This is a genomic window from Streptomyces luomodiensis, assembly GCF_031679605.1.
In the GTDB taxonomy this organism is placed as follows: domain Bacteria; phylum Actinomycetota; class Actinomycetes; order Streptomycetales; family Streptomycetaceae; genus Streptomyces; species Streptomyces luomodiensis.
On sequence record NZ_CP117522.1, the window covers coordinates 1,383,606 to 1,400,168 of the forward strand.

Genomic DNA, 16,563 nt, shown 5'->3' on the forward strand with positions numbered 1-16,563 from the left:
TCCTTCTCTCCTTCCGCCCCCTCGGTCGGACACGGTCCGCGGTTCCTGTCCACCGACCGCAGCGGTCGGGTTCCCCCCACTTCCGCCCCTATAACCAGCATGCGTCTCCTGGGCGTCGTCCGGGATGTGTGGCGCGCATCCGGCGGTATGGGACCCTCCGGCCGAGTCCGCCGATCCACCGTTTCCGTGAGGTCATCCCGGCGCGTCGGCTGATCACTCGGGTCGGGACATGAGGACGCATACGGCCGGTTCCGCCGGGTGGACCCGGGCCACGGCAGAAGAGCCGATCGGGGTGGGCGCAGGCGGTGTGCGCGGCACCGGACGGCGACGCGGCGGTGAGTCTCCGCCGGGCACCAGCTGAGAGACTCGGGAGACCGTCTCGCCGCGCCACGGCTCTCGCCTGCGCGATCCGCGCCGGACAGGAGGGTCATCCGGGCGTGGTCGGGTCCGTCCCGACAACCGCGTCACGGAGGGGCACAGCCGAGTCCGCCAGGGCTGAGGCGGATACGGGCACGTCCTCGCTGATGAGCTTGCGCCCCAGCGCGAATTCCCGGGGAGCGTTGACGGCTTCGACCGCGCGGAGTCGGTCGCCCCTCACATGGAAGACCGCGAATCCCGGTCGCCGCGGGTCTCCGCGAACGACCGCGGTGTCCGCTTCTGTCCTGATTCCTGCGATCTGTATCTTCAGATCGAACTGGTCTGACCAGAACCAGGGGGTTTCGGGCTCGCGCGGAGTCGCGCCGCAGATGGCCGCGGCGGCGCGGCGGGCCTGTTCGTTGGCGCTGTGAACGCTCTCCAACCTCGTACGGAGGCCGTATTGGGGGACGGGGCGCACGGTGACATCTCCGATGGCGTAGACGTCGGCGATGGCGGTGGCTCCGGACACATCGACGGGGATGCCGCCGTCGCATACCAGGCCGGCTCGGCCGGCCAGTGCGTCACGCGGGGACGCTCCTACGGCCAGGAGGACGGCGTCGCACTCCAGCTGTGTTCCGTCCGACAGCTGAACCGCTGCCGTCTGCCCTTGTCGCATGCCGCTGATTGCCTGAACCTGAGCGTCGGTCCGCACGACAACACCCCGCGATCGGTGGTACCGCTCCAGGAAGGAGGCGACTTCGGCGCCGGCCACCCGAGCCAAGACCTGGCTCCGAGCCTCGACAACGGTCACCTCGGTCCCGAATCCGCGGGCAGTGGCGGCCACCTCAAGGCCCAGATAGCCTCCCCCGACGACAACGAGACGCCGGCGTGGCCCGAAGGCCGCAGCCAGTCCGGCCGCGTCCTGGACGTCCCGCAACACGTGGACCTGCGGCAGTTCCACTCCCGGCAGGGGAGGGACCAAGGGTGCGGCACCGGTGGCGAGCACCAGGCGACGCCAGCCGACCCGTGTGCCGTCCGCCAGGTCGACGAAACGTGCGTGGACATCAGCCGCTTCGACCCTGCTGCCAAGCAGTAGCTCGATGCGCCCGTCGGCGTAGACGGAGGCGGGATACAGCTCGAGAGGCTTGGGGTCGGCATGCGGCGTGAGCCGTGCTTTCGAAAGCGGCGGACGCTGGTAGGGCAGGACGGGCTCTTCTCCGATCAACAGGATCGTCCCGTCGAACCCGTACCCGCGTAGGTGCGTCGCCACGGCACACCCGGCGTGGCCGGCGCCGACGATGATCACATCATAAAGCTTCACGAATCGAGACGCTACCGTACACGTCTTCCAGATAGCGCTGCTGACTTGTTGCCTATTTGGACTCCATAGCGATACGGTCCCGTACACATTGATCTTCGGAGGACTCCATGACATCCACCCAACCCACCGCGGACGACGCGACGCGGGCCATTGCCGCCTTGCTGCGCGAGGAGGAGATCGGAGCAGTCGCGGTCCTGGACGAGGACGGCTTTCCCTCGGCCGCGATGATGCACTTCGTCGGGGACGGGCTGACGGCCTACCTGCACACCTTCACCTACACGCGCAAGTACGCGAACATCCTGCGCGACGGAAGGGTGAGCTACACCTTGGCCCACATGCCCGCCGACGGCTTCGCCGGCCGTACCGAGGCGCGACACGTACAGGTCACAGGGCGGGCGCGTTTCCTCGAGGACCCCCAGGAGATCGAGCGCGTCCTGCGGCTCAGCTACGAGCAGTTCGCCTGGCTCAAGGACTCCGACATGTACGAGAACTTCCGGAGGACTGGGGTGCGGCTGCGCCAGGTCTTCTTCCGCGTGGACCCCGTCCACGGCGTATGGCAGGACAACCGGGTCCGGATGATGTTCCGCACCAAGGTCCGCTTCAGTGACGACGGTAAGCGGGTGAGCGAACTGACCGCCTATCCCATGACCGGCCCCTCCGTACCTTCCATGCGTGGGGAGTCCTGACGATGGTCGCGGTGACCTTCGTGGGAGCGGACGGCTCCGCCCGTCAGTGCTCCGGAACAGCCGGAGAGAGCCTGATGCGGGCGGCCGTACGTACGGGCATCCGGGAAATCCTGGCCGAGTGCGGCGGCATCGCCGCATGTGCGACCTGCCACTGTTACGTCGAACCACCATGGGATCAGCGGTTGGACCCCCGGTCGGACGTGGAGGAGGCCATGCTGGAAGCAGCACTGGATCCGACCGAGTTCAGTCGGCTGAGCTGTCAGATCACCCTCTCCCCCGCTCTGGACGGACTGGTCGTACGGCTACCCGCCGACCAGATCCGATGACCGAGGGTGCGCGGGGCGGCAGGCAGCCTGCCCTCATCTGGTCTCGGTACCGCTGCGCGGGGCCGGGGATCGGCACCGGCACCGGCACCCGTAGGCGATCCCGACATCCCATGCGCCACAGGGAATGCGCGAGCATGCCCGATTGGGCGCCTGACCTCCCAGCACTCGATACGTGCCCGTACACATCAGGCCCCTGGGAGTTGCTCACCCGCTGTGCACCATGCGTCCAGTGCTTGCCGCAGGTCAAGCCGAAGGATACGGTTACGTGCACTATGCCCGAGGAAACAGCACGTCCCGGCCGCGCCACGGCACGGACGGCGGCGATCATCAAGGCCACGCACGAGCTGCTGCACGAAGTGGGCTATGAGCGATTGTCGATCGACGCGGTGGCGGCTCGGGCCGGCGCCAGCAAGACCACCATTTATCGACGCTGGGACGACAAATGCGCCTTGGTCTGCGCGGCGCTGCTCGACCGCTCCGCATCCGTCACAGAGCTGTCTTCCGCGGCCCGGGACCTGCGCGAGGACCTCATCGCGCTGACGGCTCTGGTGGCCAAGCTGGCTGCCCGGGAGGACGTTCCCGGTTTCGTGAGCCTCCTGGCGGCGGCGCAGAAGGAGCCTGCCATCGCCGACGTTCTGGGAAGGGGAGCCCTCGCCCCGATGCGCCGCAACTGTCGAGATGTCGTGCAGCGCGCCATCGGCCGGGGCGAACTCGACGACGCCGAGCTGTCCGATGTGCTGTTCGACTTGGTCCTGGGGCACGCGCTCGCGCGTGGGGTGGTCCAACGGAAGACACTCTCCGCTGACGACCAGCAGTTCTTCGTGGACAGGGTGCTGCTGCCCGTACTGATGTCGCACGGAAAGCCGGCGCCCCCGATCACAGGGTGAGGGCCGAAGCCGATCCGATCGGCCCACGGTCCGGTCCGGTGGGCTTCGGGGACCGGCCCCGGTTCCGGCTGCCCGCTTTCGGGCCCGTGGACGGGTCTTTGCGCCAGAGGGCTGTCCAACTGGGGGGCCGCCGCCTCCGCCCTCGTTCATCGAACCCGACGATCTCGCCGGGCTCATGACCAACTCGCACGACATCCGACCATCCACCATCAAGGAGTTCGCATGATCCAGCTCAACGATCTCGACCGCTCGACCCCCTTCCTGGCACAGCTGCAGGGGCCGGACGACGGCCGGCCCGTCACCCTCATCAACACCTTCCTCGCTCCCGAAGGGCAGGTCGACGAGGTCATCGACGTCTGGCGCCAGGACTCCCTGATCATGAAGGCGCAGCCCGGGTTCGTCTCAGCGCAGCTGTACCGCGGCACCGCGGACAGCCGCGTCCTGACGAACGTGGCGGTCTGGGAGACGCTGACCTCCCTCAAGGACGCCTTCGCGCGCGAGGAGTTCCAGGACACGCTCACGCTCTACCCGGACGGCTCGTTGTCGCAGCCGGTCGTCACGCGTGCCGTGGCGGTCCCGGGAGTGTGTGTCGCATGACGCGCGGCCTGGCCGGCCCGGAGCGACACCGCTACGTCCGGAGACGGGACGCGGGCTCCGTTCGCCGGCCGGGCCCTTTATCGGCGGTCCGGGGGGGCCGCCCCGACCACCGCGCGTCGCGGGTGCCCCGCCGTGGGGTGCTGACGACCGCCGGCGCGGACGGCGATGGGCGGGTGGGGGCGGCCCGGTCACGCCCCACGGGCCTTGCCGGTGAGCCGGCGGCGGGGCGCTCGCCAGGTTGTCGTCAGTCGCCGACAACGGCCAACTGGCCGCTGATGTCCTCGGCGGCGCGACGGACCGCCGCGACCACCTCGCCGAGCCGACGGTCGGGAACGCGGTGTTCGAGCGCGGCGACGCTCACGGCGGCGATCACGCCTGTGGAAGGTCCGTGCACCGGGGCCGCGATGCCGAGAATGTCCACGTCGAGTTCGCCCCGGCTGACACTGTGCCCGTCCTCGCGGATCTGGGCGAGCCGTTCCATCAGCACGTCGATGTCCGTGATCGTGCGTGCGGTGAACCGCTGCAGGCGCTGGGCGGCCAACAGCTCACGGCACTGCTGTTCGGGCAGCCACGCCAGCAGTGCCAGGGCGGAGGCGCCGGCATTGGCCGGGAGCACACTTCCGCGTTCGTAGGAGATCCGCACCGGGTGGTGCGCCTCGCAGCGTTCCACGCATATCGCGGCTCCTCCAGCGCGGCGGGTCAGCAGCACCGTCTCACCGACCGTGTCACGCAGCCGCTCCATCACCGGCAGGGCGACCTCCGAGAGACCGTACCCGCGCCGCGCCAGGCGAGCCAGCTCCAGGACGCGCATGCCCAGCCGGAAACCACCCCCGGGGTCCTCCTCGAGGAAGTCGGTCCTGACCAGGCTCTGCAGGTAGCGGTACGCGGTCGAGCGAGCAGTGCCCAGGGCGGTGGCCACTTCCTGGCCGGAAACGGAGAGCTTGCTCTCCGAGAACAGCCCGAGGATGTCCAGCGCCCGGTCCGCGGTGGAGTTGCGCTCCCGGTACTGCCCAGTCGGAGCAGCCGTGTCTGACGTGCGTCCTGTCATGCAGGACATCTTAGCCGGACAAGGGAACCGGAGGCATGGCTGTCGGCTCACGAAGGGGCAGGCAGGGGGTCGTGGGCGGTCGCCCGCAGAGCTACTGCACGGGCTGGTAGGCGTTACCGCCGTCACCGAGCAGTCTCTCGGCTTCGGCATGGATCTCCTCGGGCGAGAGGCCGAAGTCGATGGACTTGCGGAAGGGCTGGCGGACGTCGCGCTCGATGCGCAGGTAGACCTCGTTGCGGTTGCCCTCGGGGTCGAAGAAGTAGATGCCGAAGGCGTTGCCGTGGGTCACTTCCTGCTGCACCTTGACGCCCTCCTCCTGGAAGCGCCGGTGGAAGGCCCGCAGGTCTTCCAGGGATTCGACACGCCAGGAGATCTGATGCTGCTGCTTGTCGCCGATGGGCGACGTGCGGCCGGTCTGGAGGACGAACTCGTGGTGTTCCTCATCGGGCCGGGCGCTGAAGAACACGATCTGCAGTTCCTCGTCCTCGTCGGTCACGGTCAGACCCATGACGCGCTCGTAGAAGTCCCGCATCCTCGGCAGGTCGTACACCCACAGTCCGGTGTGTCCGAGTCCGGTGATAGCCATGGTCGCCATCCTCTCCAGTTGTCTCACTTAACAGGACTCCTATCCTGTATTTCGCAACTAGCGTACGATCGGCGATGACAATGGTCAATGAAGAAAGAGGTGTGCAGGCATGCGACTTGCTACTTTGCGAATGGCCGAGGGAACCCGGGCGGCCAGACGCGACGGGGAGTCCTATGTACTGCTCCCCCACTCCGATGTGGGCGGCCTGCTCACCTCAGGGGAGAACTGGCTCGAGGCGGCCGCCGCGGCCGATGGTGAGCGGCTGACCGGTACCGAGGTCGAGTTCGCTCCGGTGGTACCCCACCCGAACAAAATCATCTGCCTCGGGCTGAACTACGCCACGCACATCAAGGAGATGGGGCGGGACACGCCCCGGTATCCCACGCTGTTCGCGAAGTACGACGGTTCCCTCATCGGCGCACACGACCCCATCACCCTGCCGAAGGTCAGCGGCACGGTCGACTGGGAGGCGGAGCTGGCGTTCGTGATCGGCCGGGCCGCCCGCCACGTGCCCAGGAGCGACGCTCTGGGCTTCGTCGCCGGCTACAGCGTCGCCAACGACGTGACGGTGCGCGAATACCAGCGACGCACCCGCGAGTTCCTGGCCGGCAAGACATTCGAGGGGACCACCCCGATCGGTCCCGAGCTGGTGACCGCCGACGAGTTCGGCGGCAAGGAGCCGGACCTGGAGATCCGCTGCGAGGTGGACGGCGAGGTGATGCAGCACTCCCGCACGTCCGACCTGCTGTTCGGCATCGCTGACATCGTCGCGTACGTCAGCGGCATCATCACGTTGCTGCCGGGCGATGTCATCTGCACCGGCACACCGGGTGGGGTCGGCGACGGCCGTGACCCCAAGGTCTACCTCAAGGAAGGCCAGACCCTGCGCACCGTCGTCGAGGGCCTGGGCGAGACGGTGAACGTGTGCGTCAGGGAGGCCCGGGTCTGATGGCGCGTGCGGCCTGAGCCACAGGCCCCAGCACCGTCAGGGCCACGGCTCCGACGGTGCCCGCCCCCTGGTGGCCGAGGACGGCGGCCAAGGGGGTGGGCAGCCGGCCCGGCGCGTGGCCAGGACCGGCGCCGGCCACGCGCGGTTCTCAGGTGCCGGGCTTGAGCAGGATGCGCCCGACGACGTCCGTGCCGTTCTCCATGAGGTCGTGTGCCTGGGCGGCCCTGGACAGCGGGAAGCGCGCCGCGATCGGCGAGCGCAGCCGGCCGTCGGCGAGGAGGGACATCACGCGCAGGGCGTCGTCGTGCCGTGCCCCGCGCACGCCGACGATGTCGGCTTCCAGACGGGTGAGATCGAAGACGGTGAACGGCATCGGACCGGGCGGATTCTGCTCGCCGGCGGCCGGGCAGAGGCGACCTCCGAGCCGGAGCACCTCCAGAGCCAGGCGCAGCAGGTCGCGGTGGCTGGAGTAATCAACGGCGTGGTCGACGCCCGCGCCGCGGGTGAGGTCGCGTATGGCGTGGCGGGCCGCGTCGAGGTCCTCGGTGACGACGATCTCCGCCCCGGTGGCAGCGCGCAGGGCTTCGGCGCGTGCGGCGTACCGGGTGGTGGCGATGGAGCGCAGGCCGAAGATCTGGGCGAGCTGGAGGGTGGCCAGGCCCATCGGGCCGGCCGCTCCGGTGACGAGCAGGGTGTCCCCCGGGGTGACCCGCAGCCGGTCGCGCAGTACGCGGTGGCTGGTGCCGTACGGCCACAGGGTGACCGCGGCCTGCTCGAGGTCGACGTGGGCGGGTACCGGCAGGAAGAGCCGTTCGTCGCGGACCAGGTAGTCGGCGTAGGCGCCGGGGGCTTGATGGCCGGGGACGGCGATGCCGGTGGACAGGTTGCCCAGGCCCCGATGGGTCTCGGGGGCGTGCGGGTTCTCGGGGTGGACGACGGCCACTACCCGGTCTCCGGGCTGCAGCAGTCGGGTATCGGGCCCGGTCGCGATGACGGTTCCGGCGGCCTCACGCCCCAGCTGCTGGGGCATGGGGAAGGGATGGCGACCGGGGAGATCCGTGCCGGGTTGCAGTCCGCGGCGGTATTTCAGGTCCCAGCCGGAGACAGCGGCGGTGTCGACGGCGACGAGCACGTCCGTGGGGCCGAGGGCCGGCAGGGGCTTTCGCTCGTGGACAAGCCGGTCCGGGCCGCCGTGCTCGTAGACCCACACGGCGGCGGTGGTCGTGGGCAGCGTGGTCACCGGGTCTCCTTGCGCAGGACCGCCGCGACGGCGGGGATGTCGTCGGGGCCCATGACGGCTGCGATGTACCGGTCGGGTTTGACCAGGACGAACCGATGACGGGCAGGGGCGAGGGCCCGTTCGAGGCGGCCGTCGGCGTCCGCGACGGCCTCCCGGGGGCCGGCAGCCGGCGGCAGCCGGTCGCCCAGAAGGATGTCGATCCGTTTGATGTCCAGGACGTCGTCCGGCCAGTTCGGGCTGTCGAAGTGCTGCCAGGCGGCGTCGGGGACGTCGACGCCCAGCAGGGCGAACGACTGGCCGAGGACCTCGTCGAGGAGCCGCGGTCGCAGACTCGGTGGTACCAACACCCGCGGCTGGGGCAGTTGGGTGCCCGTCAGGCGGTGGGCGCCAATGACCAGGCCGGACTCGTGCCGGGCGCGGGGCCGGAACCGCATCTCGGTGAGGTAGCGCCGTCCGGGCGGGGTGCGCAGGAGCGTACGGGCGGCCACGTCGCGCAGCAGCGCGCGGCGCCGGTCGGTGGTCATGACGATGTCGCCGAGTCGTTGGGAGTGACGGACCATCGCGGTGGCGTGCTCGCGCCGCTCCGCCTCGTAGGTGTCGAGCAGGCTCTCCCGCGCGCGCCCGTGCCACACGAGGTCGATCTTCCAAGCCAGGTTCGCGGCGTCGCGTATGCCGGAGTTGAGCCCCTGGCCGGCGAAGGGCGGCATCATGTGGGCGGCGTCGCCCAGGAGCAGGACGTGCCCGTCCCGCCAGCGGTCGGCGACGACGGCGTTGAAGGTGTAGGTGGTGCAGCGCTCTACTTGGTCCTCGGCGAGGGGCCGGTAGGGCGCGACGAGCCGTCGGAGGGTTTCGAAGTCGGGGCGGACGCCCTTTTCGCCTTCGCCGGAGTGGAGGAGGAACTCGTAACGGCAGCGGCCGCCGCGGCCGGGGACGATGACGGTGGGCCGGTCGGGAGTGCCGTGGTGCATGCCGTAGCGCTCGTCATGATGGTCGCCGGTGGTGTCGGCGACCATCCAGACCTGTTGGTGGCTGGTGCCGGTCATGCCGATGCCGCGCAGATCCCGCACGGCGGAGCGGCCGCCATCGCACGCCAGGACCCAGCTGGCCCGGATGCTCTGGGTGCGGGTGGTGCCCGGCGTACGGACGGTGGCGGTGGCGCCGGCCGCGCCGGGGTCCTCGTCCACGGTGAGCAGTTCGGTGGAAAAGCGGATGTCCGCCTCGGGACGGGATGTCACCTCGTCCAGCAGGAGCTTTTCCAGTTCGGGCTGGACGAACTGGTTCTTGAAGGGGAAGCCGAGCCGGTAGGGGTGCGGGCCGCGGGCGTGGAACAGGGGGCGGCCCTTGCGGTCGTAGTAGCGGGTACCGGTGCCGGGAACAACGATCTCCAGGACCTTGTCCGCCAGTCCCGCTGCCTGCAGGGTGCGCAGGGATTCGTCGTCCAGGCTGATGGCCTTGGCCTCGTCGCTGGTGGAAGGGTTGCGTTCCACCAGGATGAGCGGCACGCCGCGGGCGGCCAGGAGGTTGGCGACGGTGAGGCCGACGGGGCCTCCGCCGACGACGAGTACGGGGTGTCGCGGGTTCACGGGTTGACCACCACCATCCATAGGGGTTCCGTCCTGCTCCGCAGGGCGGCGACGGCCTCGGCCGCTTCGGTGAGCGGGTATCGGTGGGTGATGAGTTCGTCGGCCCGCAGCGTGTTCCGGGCGAGGAGGGCGAGGACCTGCTGGGCGTCCGTGCGCGTGCAGGCGCGGGTCCCGATGACACGCCAGCAATTGACCATGATGGCGGCCGTGGGCAGCGTCAGCGGGCTGGGGTTGGCGCCCATGTGGACGAGGGCGCCGCCGGTGGTGAGCGCGGCGAGTGCCTGGGAGGTGGCCGGGCCTTCCGGGACGAAGTCGAGAACCGCGTCGGCTCCCCGCGGGGCGAGGCGGCGCAGGGCACGGGTGAGTCCACCGTCCTCGGCCCAGGTGGCGGGCAGTTCCTCGAGCGCCACCAGGTCGGTGGCCACGCCCCCGGCGAGCCTGCCGACGGCTCGCAGCCGTTCGGCGCTGCGCCCGACGAGGATGAGATGGGCGACACCGAAGTGGCGGGCGAGTTTGATGGTGGCCGTGCCCATCGTGCCGGTGGCGGCGGTCACCACGAGGGTGGATCCCAGTGGCAGATCGGCGAGTTTGAGGGCTCGCACGGCATTGGCCAGGTCGTGGACCTTGGCGCCCACGTCGAAGGACACGTTGTCGGGCAGGGGGTCCACCAGCCAGTGCGGTACCCGGATGTACTCGGCGAGGCCGCCGTCGTGGTAGCGCTCGTAGAGCGGCAAGGGGCCGTCGCTGAAGGCGGCGTGTCCGATGAGTGCCTGCTGCGGGCACATCATGTCCCGGTCGGATCGGCAATACGCGCATGCGCGGCAGTTGAGGTTGGGATGCACGCGCACACGCGTGCCGACGGCGAGGGTGTCGGCCTCGTTGCCGGTGGCGACAATGGTGCCGGCCGCCTCATGGCCGAGGGTGGTGGGGAGGTTCTTGAAGGCTCCCTGGGCAAGCAGGGTCATCATGCCGGGAGCGAGTCCGGCGGATGCCACCTTGACCAGGACGTCCTGCGGTCCGGGCTCAGGTATGTCGATCTTGTGCAGGTGCAGAGCGTCAGAGCCCTGTTGGGCGCGGACTGCGAGCATGGTGGTCGTCATGGGATGCGGCTCCTGTGTGTCAGGGCTGGAGGGCGGCCAGGCGTTCGGGGGTGTACGGCTCCGCGGTCCTGGTCGTCTCGGCGATCTGCGGGAGGTCTCGGTCGGAGAAGACAGTGAGGTACTCATTCGGCTCACGGCATACGCTGGTGCAGGCGATGCCGAGCGGGATGCGGACGAAGTCTCCCGGCCCCAGTTCGACGATTCCGCGCTGGCTGACGAGGGTTCGGTGCCCGCTGATCTGGTACTGGACCTCGTCCGCGTCGAGAGTGCGGCGGTAGGTGCGCTCCGCGGCGGGTGCATGGCGCACCATGCCCAGGCGAAAGCCCGGGGAGCGGTACATCCAGCAAACGCCGGGGGCTCCCGTGCCGGTCAGGACCCGGAGGCGTTCCTCCTCGGCGTGCGCCTGTGCCAGCAACCGCGACTCGTCGACGGGCGCCACGACGATGTCGTGTCCGGGGGTCCCCAGGCACTGGGTGACCGCCTCGTTGACCGGGCCCGGTTCCCAGCCGGGGAACGGCGGAGAGACGATATCGGATTGCCTGGCGGGGGAGCGTTCCTCCGTCACCGGCGCGGGTGCGTAGAAGAGCAGGTGACTCTCGCGTCGTCCGTAGTTGTCATGAGCGACACCACGAGGGATCCGGGAGAACTCGCCGGGCCGGTGTTCGACGACGCCCAGCTCCGTCATCAGGGTGCGCTCGCCGTCGATCTGGTAGGAGATTTCGTCGACGTCGCAGTTGCGGTGGTAGAAGGGCTGACGGTTGTCCATCGTCTGCCACTCGACGCGCAGTTGTGCGCTTTCGTAGACCCCGCGCGGTGGCGCGAACGGTACGGCTTTGTACTGCTGCGATATGTGCACCACGCTCAGCGGCTCGTGGTCCCGCCACAGCGTGACCGGGACGGGATTGCTGTGTGGCGGCGACAGCAGGAGGTGCTCGTCGCGTTCGATGAGTCGGGATGGCGCGGGGGAACAGGCGAGGGAGACGACTTCGTTGACGATGCCCATGAAACTTCCTTGGTCCGTCGGGTGGATGCGTCAGGCGCTGCGGGAGATGTGCTTGTCCAGAAAGCGGTGAGTGCGCTCCCAGGCGGTCTCCGCGCTGTCCTGGACGTACATGTGCGGGCGGGCGTCGCAGGCGAAGGCGTGTCCGGCACCCGCGTACACGTGGCTTTCGAAGGTGACTCCGGCGGAGGTCAGGGCCTTGTCAATGGCCGCGACCTGTTCGCTGGGGATGGTGGGGTCGTCCGAGCCGACGTGCAGCAGCATGGGGGCGTCGATGCTCACGGCGCGGTCCACGACCGCATGCGGGCCGGCCGCGATGCCGGGACCGTAGAAGACCACCACGGCTCCCAGGCCGCTGATGCGGGTGGCGGCGGTGAAGGCGGCCCGGCCGCCGAAACAGAAGCCGTTGATCGCGGTGCGGAACGCGGGGACGTGTTCGCGCTGCTGGAGGTGGTCAAGCACTGCCTCGACGTCTGTGGTGATCGCATCCGGACCGATGGCACCGATCAGGGGCATCGCTTCGGCGTGCTGCTCGTACCCCAGAGTGCCCACTCCGGTGCGGTGGAAGAGGTCGGGAGCCAGAGCGAGGAAGCCGCGAGCGGCATAGCGACGTGCGATGTCCTGGATGTGGTCGTTGACGCCGAATGCCTCCTGCAAGACGATCACAGCCCGGTCGGCGGGCCGGTCGGGGCGGGCGAGGTAGACCCGCATCGGACCGTCAGCTGTGGGGACGGTCGTCCAGTCGGTCGTCGCGGCGGCAGTGGTGCGATGGTCGTTCACGGCGGAGAGCCCTTCAGCTGTTACGGGGTGGTCTTGGGCGTGCGCACGCTGCCTCAGCAACCTGGGAGCGCATGGGCGGATCGGCGCACGAGGTAGCGGTAGCCGGCCTCCAGCTGGCTGTCCGGCCAGCATTCGGCGCGTTTGTCCATGGCTTCGGTGCGGCTGGACTGAACGCGGATCTCACCGGCCGCCATGGCCTTGAGCTGGACCGCACAGGCGCGTTCGAGAAGCACGGCGTGCATCACGGCGGCCGGTACGGACTTTCCGGCAGCGACCAGGCCGTGTCCGGGCATGAGTGCGGCCGGCGCGTTGCCCAGTTCCGCGGCGAGCGCCTTGCCCAGTGCGGGTGTGCTCACCAGTCCGCCTGTGCTCCGGAAGCGGGGCACATCCTCCCCGGCGAAGAGCGCGCCTTCATGGGAGATGGGCCGAAGTCGGCGTCCGAGGGACGCGAAGGCGATCGCCGATACCGCGTGGGTGTGCACGGTGCAGATCAGATCCGGGGTGGCTTTCAGCAGTTCGAGGTGGATGTGGCACTCCTTGTGCGGAGCGCCGGTTCCCTGGAGGACCTCGGCTTCATAGGAGACGAGTTGAAGCCGCTGCTCATAGGCCTCTTCCAGCTCTTCCCATCCCCAGCCGGGTGCCTTGATCCAGATGCCGCGGCCCTCGGGGTCGCGTACGGCGACGTGGCCCCAGACCATGTCACCCTGCCCCGCGGCACTGAGCGCGTGGGAAGCCTCGATGACGAGGCGGCGGGCCTCGCCGGCGTTCACGAGGTACGCAGGGCGTTGTAGTAGCGGGCTGCCCCGGGATGAAGGGGGACGGGCGTCTCGCCCATCGTCACCGGGTCGAGCGGGTAGGTGATCGGGCTGCGCTCCGGGGCCAGGTGGCGGTACTGCCCTTCGATGACATGGCGTGTCTCACCCAGCACCCAGGCAATCGCGTAGGCCAGATCATCGGCGAGATCGGCGCGGGTCAGGACGAGGAAGTCGGAGAAGTCAAGGGTCCGGAAAGCCCCGCACCCCGGGAAGTAGCCGTCGTCGACGACAGCGGCCGGCCATGCGAAGTCTTCGTACAGGGCGTCGAGAACGTCCTGCTCGACCTCCAGGAAGTTCATGAAGCGTCCGAGCTCCTGCCATGGCGGCAGCATGACCGCTTCGTGGACGATGGCATTGGCTCGGCCTTCCCTCACGTGATCGAGGGACTCGAAAGGCCGCTCGTCCTCGAGCAGTTCGCCGCCCCAGCCGGTGATGTCGACTCCCGATCGCGTCAGGACCTCATGCGCGGCGAGTCCCACGTGGTTGACACCGTCATGAACGGAGGTGGCGAGACGCAGAGCGGGCTTGCTCTCCCGCAGCTCGGCAAAGGTGTGGATGCCGAGATCCTTGTGGACCGCAACCACCAGGCGGTCACGTTGGGGCACCACTCCCAGAGCGCGAAGATCAGGAAAGGGCTCGTCCGCGTACCCGCCACGGCCTTCGAGCGCCGCGACAGCGAAGGCCGTCGGGGTGGTCATCGCGACGTGGACTTCGCCGCGGCCGACAGCGCGCACGGCGTCGCTGAAGCCCCTGCTGTTCCAGGTCGCGATACGGGTGTGGGGACCGCACCGGTCGGTCAGCTCCTGAGCGATCCAACCGCACACTCGGTGAAGGTTGGCACCGCCCCAGTCACCTCGAAGGTGCAACGTCACAGAGCGATCGATCTTCGGCTCGACGGGCCTGCCGGGCTGGATACGGCACTTTGCGGGCTCCACAGTGGCTCCTGTCCTAAAATAGAGGACGCATGTCCTGCTCTTCGACAGAGCATAGAAGGTACGACGGCGAGACGCGAGAGGAGAGCGAAACTAAGTCTAGAGCTATACCTTTAGACCTAGAGTCAATTGAGCCACCGAGGGCAAGCCCGGCCGAACGCGGTTGCACCGGGACGCGTCACGCCACCTCTAGCAGTAGAGGTATGCTCGTCGGCGTGAGTGCTGGTGAGCCCAACCAACTGCCCGACGAGTTGATCCGCCTTACCTGGACGCTGCATCGCACGCTGCGCCAGCGGCAGACGCCACCAGCGGGCGAAACACGGCGCCCCCTGTCACAGGTGGAAGTGCTGCGTCTCGTCAGCAGCCAACCCGGCATCAGCGTCCGCGAGATCAGCACAGCACTGGGCATGCAACCCAACAACGTGAGCACGCTCGTCACCCGGCTGACCCGCGCAGGCTTCATCGAGCGCCGCCCCAGCACTCACGACCGGCGTTTCATCGAACTGCATCCCACGGGAAAGATGATCACAGCGGGCGCCGAGGTCGACGACAGTCTCACCAAGGTCATTACGGAGGCCCTGAGCCGGCTTCCACCACAATCAGCGGAACGCATCGCCGCCGCCCTTCCCGACCTGTGGGACCTGGCACGCGCCCTCGCCCCCGCCCCATGAGCAGCGCGAACAGGCTTCGGCGGCCTCCTATCTCCGGACCGCCAGAGCGGTTGTCCTATCTATCGAAGCACCCGTCCTGTTATTTTGAACCTGCCGCAGACCGGGAAAGTGCTCGCACGTTGTCCTGGATCCGCTCCTGGGCAGCTCCGCGGCGGCTCGGCAGCAGCTTCGACTTCTCCCACTGAAGGGCAGGGCCATGTGGTACCTGACACTGCATCGTTGGACCGGTGACCGCCAACGCGCCATCGCCGAGGTCCTGCCATCCCATCTGGCATGGATGCGAGAACGGCAACGCGCCGGCCAGGTCTTGATGGCAGGTCCAAGTCCCGACCGGGAGCTGGGAATCATCGTCGTGGGCCACATGTCCCGGGACGCGGTTGACGACCTCTTCCGCGATGAGCCCCTGGTCGCCGGTGGCTTCCGCGGCTACGACGTCATCCCCTGGGAAGTGCATCATGTGCTCGGTGTGGGAGGCTTCGACGTGCCCGCAGTCACCGCCATGCTGGCCGGTGAGCACAGCTGACACTCGGGGCGCCGGGCACAAGCCTCCGACGCCACCCCGGGAATCCCCGGACCGCGGTGCCCGTTGCAGCGAACAGGTTGTGTGTCGTACCCACAGGAGGCATGTATGTACGGCGACCCGGCGACAGTCCGCAAGATTCTCACGGAGCTGGGGGACACCTGGGCGGTGGTCGGGCTCTCCTCCAACCAGGGGCGGGCGGCCTACGGCGTGGCCGGTGTCCTCCAGCGGTTCGGGAAGCGGATCGTGCCGGTGCACCCCAAGGCCGAGACGGTGCACGGCGAGCGGGGGTACGCCTCGCTCGCCGAGATCCCCTTCCCGGTCGACGTGGTCGATGTGTTCGTCAACAGCGATCTGGCGGGTCCCGTCGCCGACGAGGCCGTCGCCATCGGCGCCAAGGCCGTCTGGTTCCAGCTGGGCGTCATCGACCCGGCGGCGTACGAACGCACCCGCGCCGCCGGGCTCGCCATGGTGATGGATCGCTGCCCGGCCATTGAGATCCCCAGGCTGGGCTGAAGCACACAAGGGTCAGGGGCTCGGGGGCGTCGGGTCAGACGCCGAGGCCCTCCAGGACGACCGCGCCCGGCAGCCCGGCGAGCACCTTGCCGGGCACGATGAGCTTGCCGCGCCGGCTGCCGCTGCCGATGAGCGCGTACGGGATGTCGGCCACGGCGGCGTCCACCAGGATCGGCCAGCTCTCGGGCAGTCCGATCGGGGTGATGCCGCCGAACTCCATGCCGCTCTCCCCCGTGGCCGTGTCCATCGGGGCGAACGACGCCTTGCGCGCGCCCAGGTGGCGGCGGACCACGCCGTTGACGTCCGCCCGGGTGTGGGCGAGGACGAGGCAGGCGGCCAGGGTGACCTCGCCACCGCGCTTGCCCGCGACGACCACGCAGTTCGCGGACTGCTCCAGCAGCGAGGCCCCGTAGTGCTCGACGAGTACGGCGGTGTCGGCCTTGTCCGGGTCCGTGTCCACGAACAGCACCCGCTCCACCGGCTCCGAGCCGCGCCAGGTGCGCAGCGCCTCGGCGACGGGGGCGGTCAGCAGGTCCAGGCACTCGACGGCGGGACGGACCTCGTCGAAGGCATCCATCGGCGTACTCATGCCGACAAACTAGCAGTCCGGGCCGGCCCGGCAGGGTGCGGTGGACCGGGCCGGGCCCGG

At 69.1% G+C, this 16,563-nt stretch carries 19 protein-coding genes; 8 read left to right on the forward strand and 11 right to left on the reverse strand.

Annotated features, from left to right (window positions below; genetic code table 11):
- Positions 1-427: 427 nt before the first annotated feature.
- The gene (locus PS467_RS05705; protein WP_311034281.1) at positions 428-1,678 is read right to left on the reverse strand and encodes an NAD(P)/FAD-dependent oxidoreductase; all 1,251 of its coding nucleotides are present in this window, start codon (positions 1,676-1,678) and stop codon (positions 428-430) included.
- A gap of 107 nt (positions 1,679-1,785) precedes the next feature.
- Between PS467_RS05705 and PS467_RS05710 the strand changes: the two genes are divergently transcribed.
- From PS467_RS05710 to PS467_RS05725, 4 genes are all read left to right on the forward strand, one after another.
- Positions 1,786-2,364: a pyridoxamine 5'-phosphate oxidase family protein gene (locus tag PS467_RS05710; RefSeq protein WP_311034282.1), complete on the forward strand. Its 579-nt coding sequence runs from the start codon at positions 1,786-1,788 to the stop codon at positions 2,362-2,364.
- Positions 2,365-2,375: 11 nt separating this feature from the next.
- A complete protein-coding gene (locus PS467_RS05715; protein ID WP_311034283.1) occupies positions 2,376-2,690 on the forward strand; it encodes a 2Fe-2S iron-sulfur cluster-binding protein in 315 nt (104 codons plus the stop codon).
- A 272-nt stretch (positions 2,691-2,962) separates the two neighbouring features.
- A complete protein-coding gene (locus tag PS467_RS05720) occupies positions 2,963-3,577 on the forward strand; it encodes a TetR/AcrR family transcriptional regulator (RefSeq protein ID WP_311034284.1) in 615 nt (204 codons plus the stop codon).
- A gap of 222 nt (positions 3,578-3,799) precedes the next feature.
- Positions 3,800-4,174: an antibiotic biosynthesis monooxygenase family protein gene (locus PS467_RS05725; protein ID WP_311034285.1), complete on the forward strand. Its 375-nt coding sequence runs from the start codon at positions 3,800-3,802 to the stop codon at positions 4,172-4,174.
- A gap of 244 nt (positions 4,175-4,418) precedes the next feature.
- Here the strand turns inward: PS467_RS05725 and PS467_RS05730 are convergent, their stop codons facing one another.
- On the reverse strand, positions 4,419-5,222 hold the full coding sequence (locus tag PS467_RS05730; RefSeq protein WP_311034286.1) for an IclR family transcriptional regulator: 804 nt from the start codon (positions 5,220-5,222) through the stop codon (positions 4,419-4,421).
- Positions 5,223-5,313: 91 nt separating this feature from the next.
- A complete protein-coding gene (locus PS467_RS05735; protein ID WP_268970368.1) occupies positions 5,314-5,808 on the reverse strand; it encodes a VOC family protein in 495 nt (164 codons plus the stop codon).
- A gap of 130 nt (positions 5,809-5,938) precedes the next feature.
- Here PS467_RS05735 and PS467_RS05740 point away from each other — a divergent pair, with 130 nt between their 5' ends.
- Entirely contained in the window at positions 5,939-6,757 is an 819-nt protein-coding gene (locus PS467_RS05740; RefSeq protein WP_311034287.1) for a fumarylacetoacetate hydrolase family protein, read from the forward strand.
- Positions 6,758-6,905: 148 nt separating this feature from the next.
- Here PS467_RS05740 and PS467_RS05745 read toward each other — a convergent pair whose 3' ends face one another.
- The 7 genes from PS467_RS05745 to PS467_RS05775 are packed head-to-tail and all read right to left on the reverse strand — an operon-like array spanning position 6,906 to position 14,210.
- On the reverse strand, positions 6,906-7,997 hold the full coding sequence (locus tag PS467_RS05745) for a quinone oxidoreductase family protein (RefSeq protein ID WP_311034288.1): 1,092 nt from the start codon (positions 7,995-7,997) through the stop codon (positions 6,906-6,908).
- A complete protein-coding gene (locus PS467_RS05750) occupies positions 7,994-9,580 on the reverse strand; it encodes a bifunctional 3-(3-hydroxy-phenyl)propionate/3-hydroxycinnamic acid hydroxylase (RefSeq protein WP_311034289.1) in 1,587 nt (528 codons plus the stop codon). Before PS467_RS05750 ends, PS467_RS05745 begins: the two co-directional genes overlap by 4 nt.
- Entirely contained in the window at positions 9,577-10,680 is a 1,104-nt protein-coding gene (locus PS467_RS05755) for an alcohol dehydrogenase catalytic domain-containing protein (protein WP_311034290.1), read from the reverse strand. The genes PS467_RS05750 and PS467_RS05755 overlap by 4 nt, the downstream gene beginning before the upstream one ends.
- 19 nt (positions 10,681-10,699) lie before the next feature.
- Positions 10,700-11,683, reverse strand: coding sequence for a cupin domain-containing protein (locus PS467_RS05760; RefSeq protein WP_311034291.1), 984 nt, complete (start codon positions 11,681-11,683; stop codon positions 10,700-10,702).
- Between the two features lie 30 nt (positions 11,684-11,713).
- Complete coding sequence (locus tag PS467_RS05765) at positions 11,714-12,460, reverse strand: dienelactone hydrolase family protein (protein WP_311034292.1); 747 nt, start codon at positions 12,458-12,460, stop codon at positions 11,714-11,716.
- Positions 12,461-12,513: 53 nt separating this feature from the next.
- Positions 12,514-13,230, reverse strand: a complete 717-nt coding sequence (locus PS467_RS05770; protein ID WP_311034293.1) for a class II aldolase/adducin family protein — start codon at positions 13,228-13,230, stop codon at positions 12,514-12,516.
- Positions 13,227-14,210, reverse strand: coding sequence for a TAXI family TRAP transporter solute-binding subunit (locus PS467_RS05775; RefSeq protein WP_311034294.1), 984 nt, complete (start codon positions 14,208-14,210; stop codon positions 13,227-13,229). The genes PS467_RS05770 and PS467_RS05775 overlap by 4 nt, the downstream gene beginning before the upstream one ends.
- Before the next feature lie 212 nt (positions 14,211-14,422).
- Between PS467_RS05775 and PS467_RS05780 the strand changes: the two genes are divergently transcribed.
- The 3 genes from PS467_RS05780 to PS467_RS05790 all read left to right on the forward strand — a co-directional run bounded on the left by PS467_RS05780 (position 14,423) and on the right by PS467_RS05790 (position 15,914).
- Positions 14,423-14,878 carry a MarR family winged helix-turn-helix transcriptional regulator gene (locus PS467_RS05780; protein WP_311034295.1) on the forward strand — a complete coding sequence of 152 codons (456 nt, stop codon included), beginning with the start codon at positions 14,423-14,425 and terminating at the stop codon, positions 14,876-14,878.
- 196 nt (positions 14,879-15,074) lie between these two features.
- Complete coding sequence (locus PS467_RS05785) at positions 15,075-15,401, forward strand: YciI family protein (protein WP_268970378.1); 327 nt, start codon at positions 15,075-15,077, stop codon at positions 15,399-15,401.
- A 105-nt stretch (positions 15,402-15,506) separates the two neighbouring features.
- Entirely contained in the window at positions 15,507-15,914 is a 408-nt protein-coding gene (locus PS467_RS05790) for a CoA-binding protein (protein ID WP_311034296.1), read from the forward strand.
- 34 nt (positions 15,915-15,948) lie between these two features.
- Here the strand turns inward: PS467_RS05790 and PS467_RS05795 are convergent, their stop codons facing one another.
- A complete protein-coding gene (locus tag PS467_RS05795; RefSeq protein WP_311034297.1) occupies positions 15,949-16,503 on the reverse strand; it encodes a YbaK/EbsC family protein in 555 nt (184 codons plus the stop codon).
- Positions 16,504-16,563 lie beyond the last annotated feature (60 nt).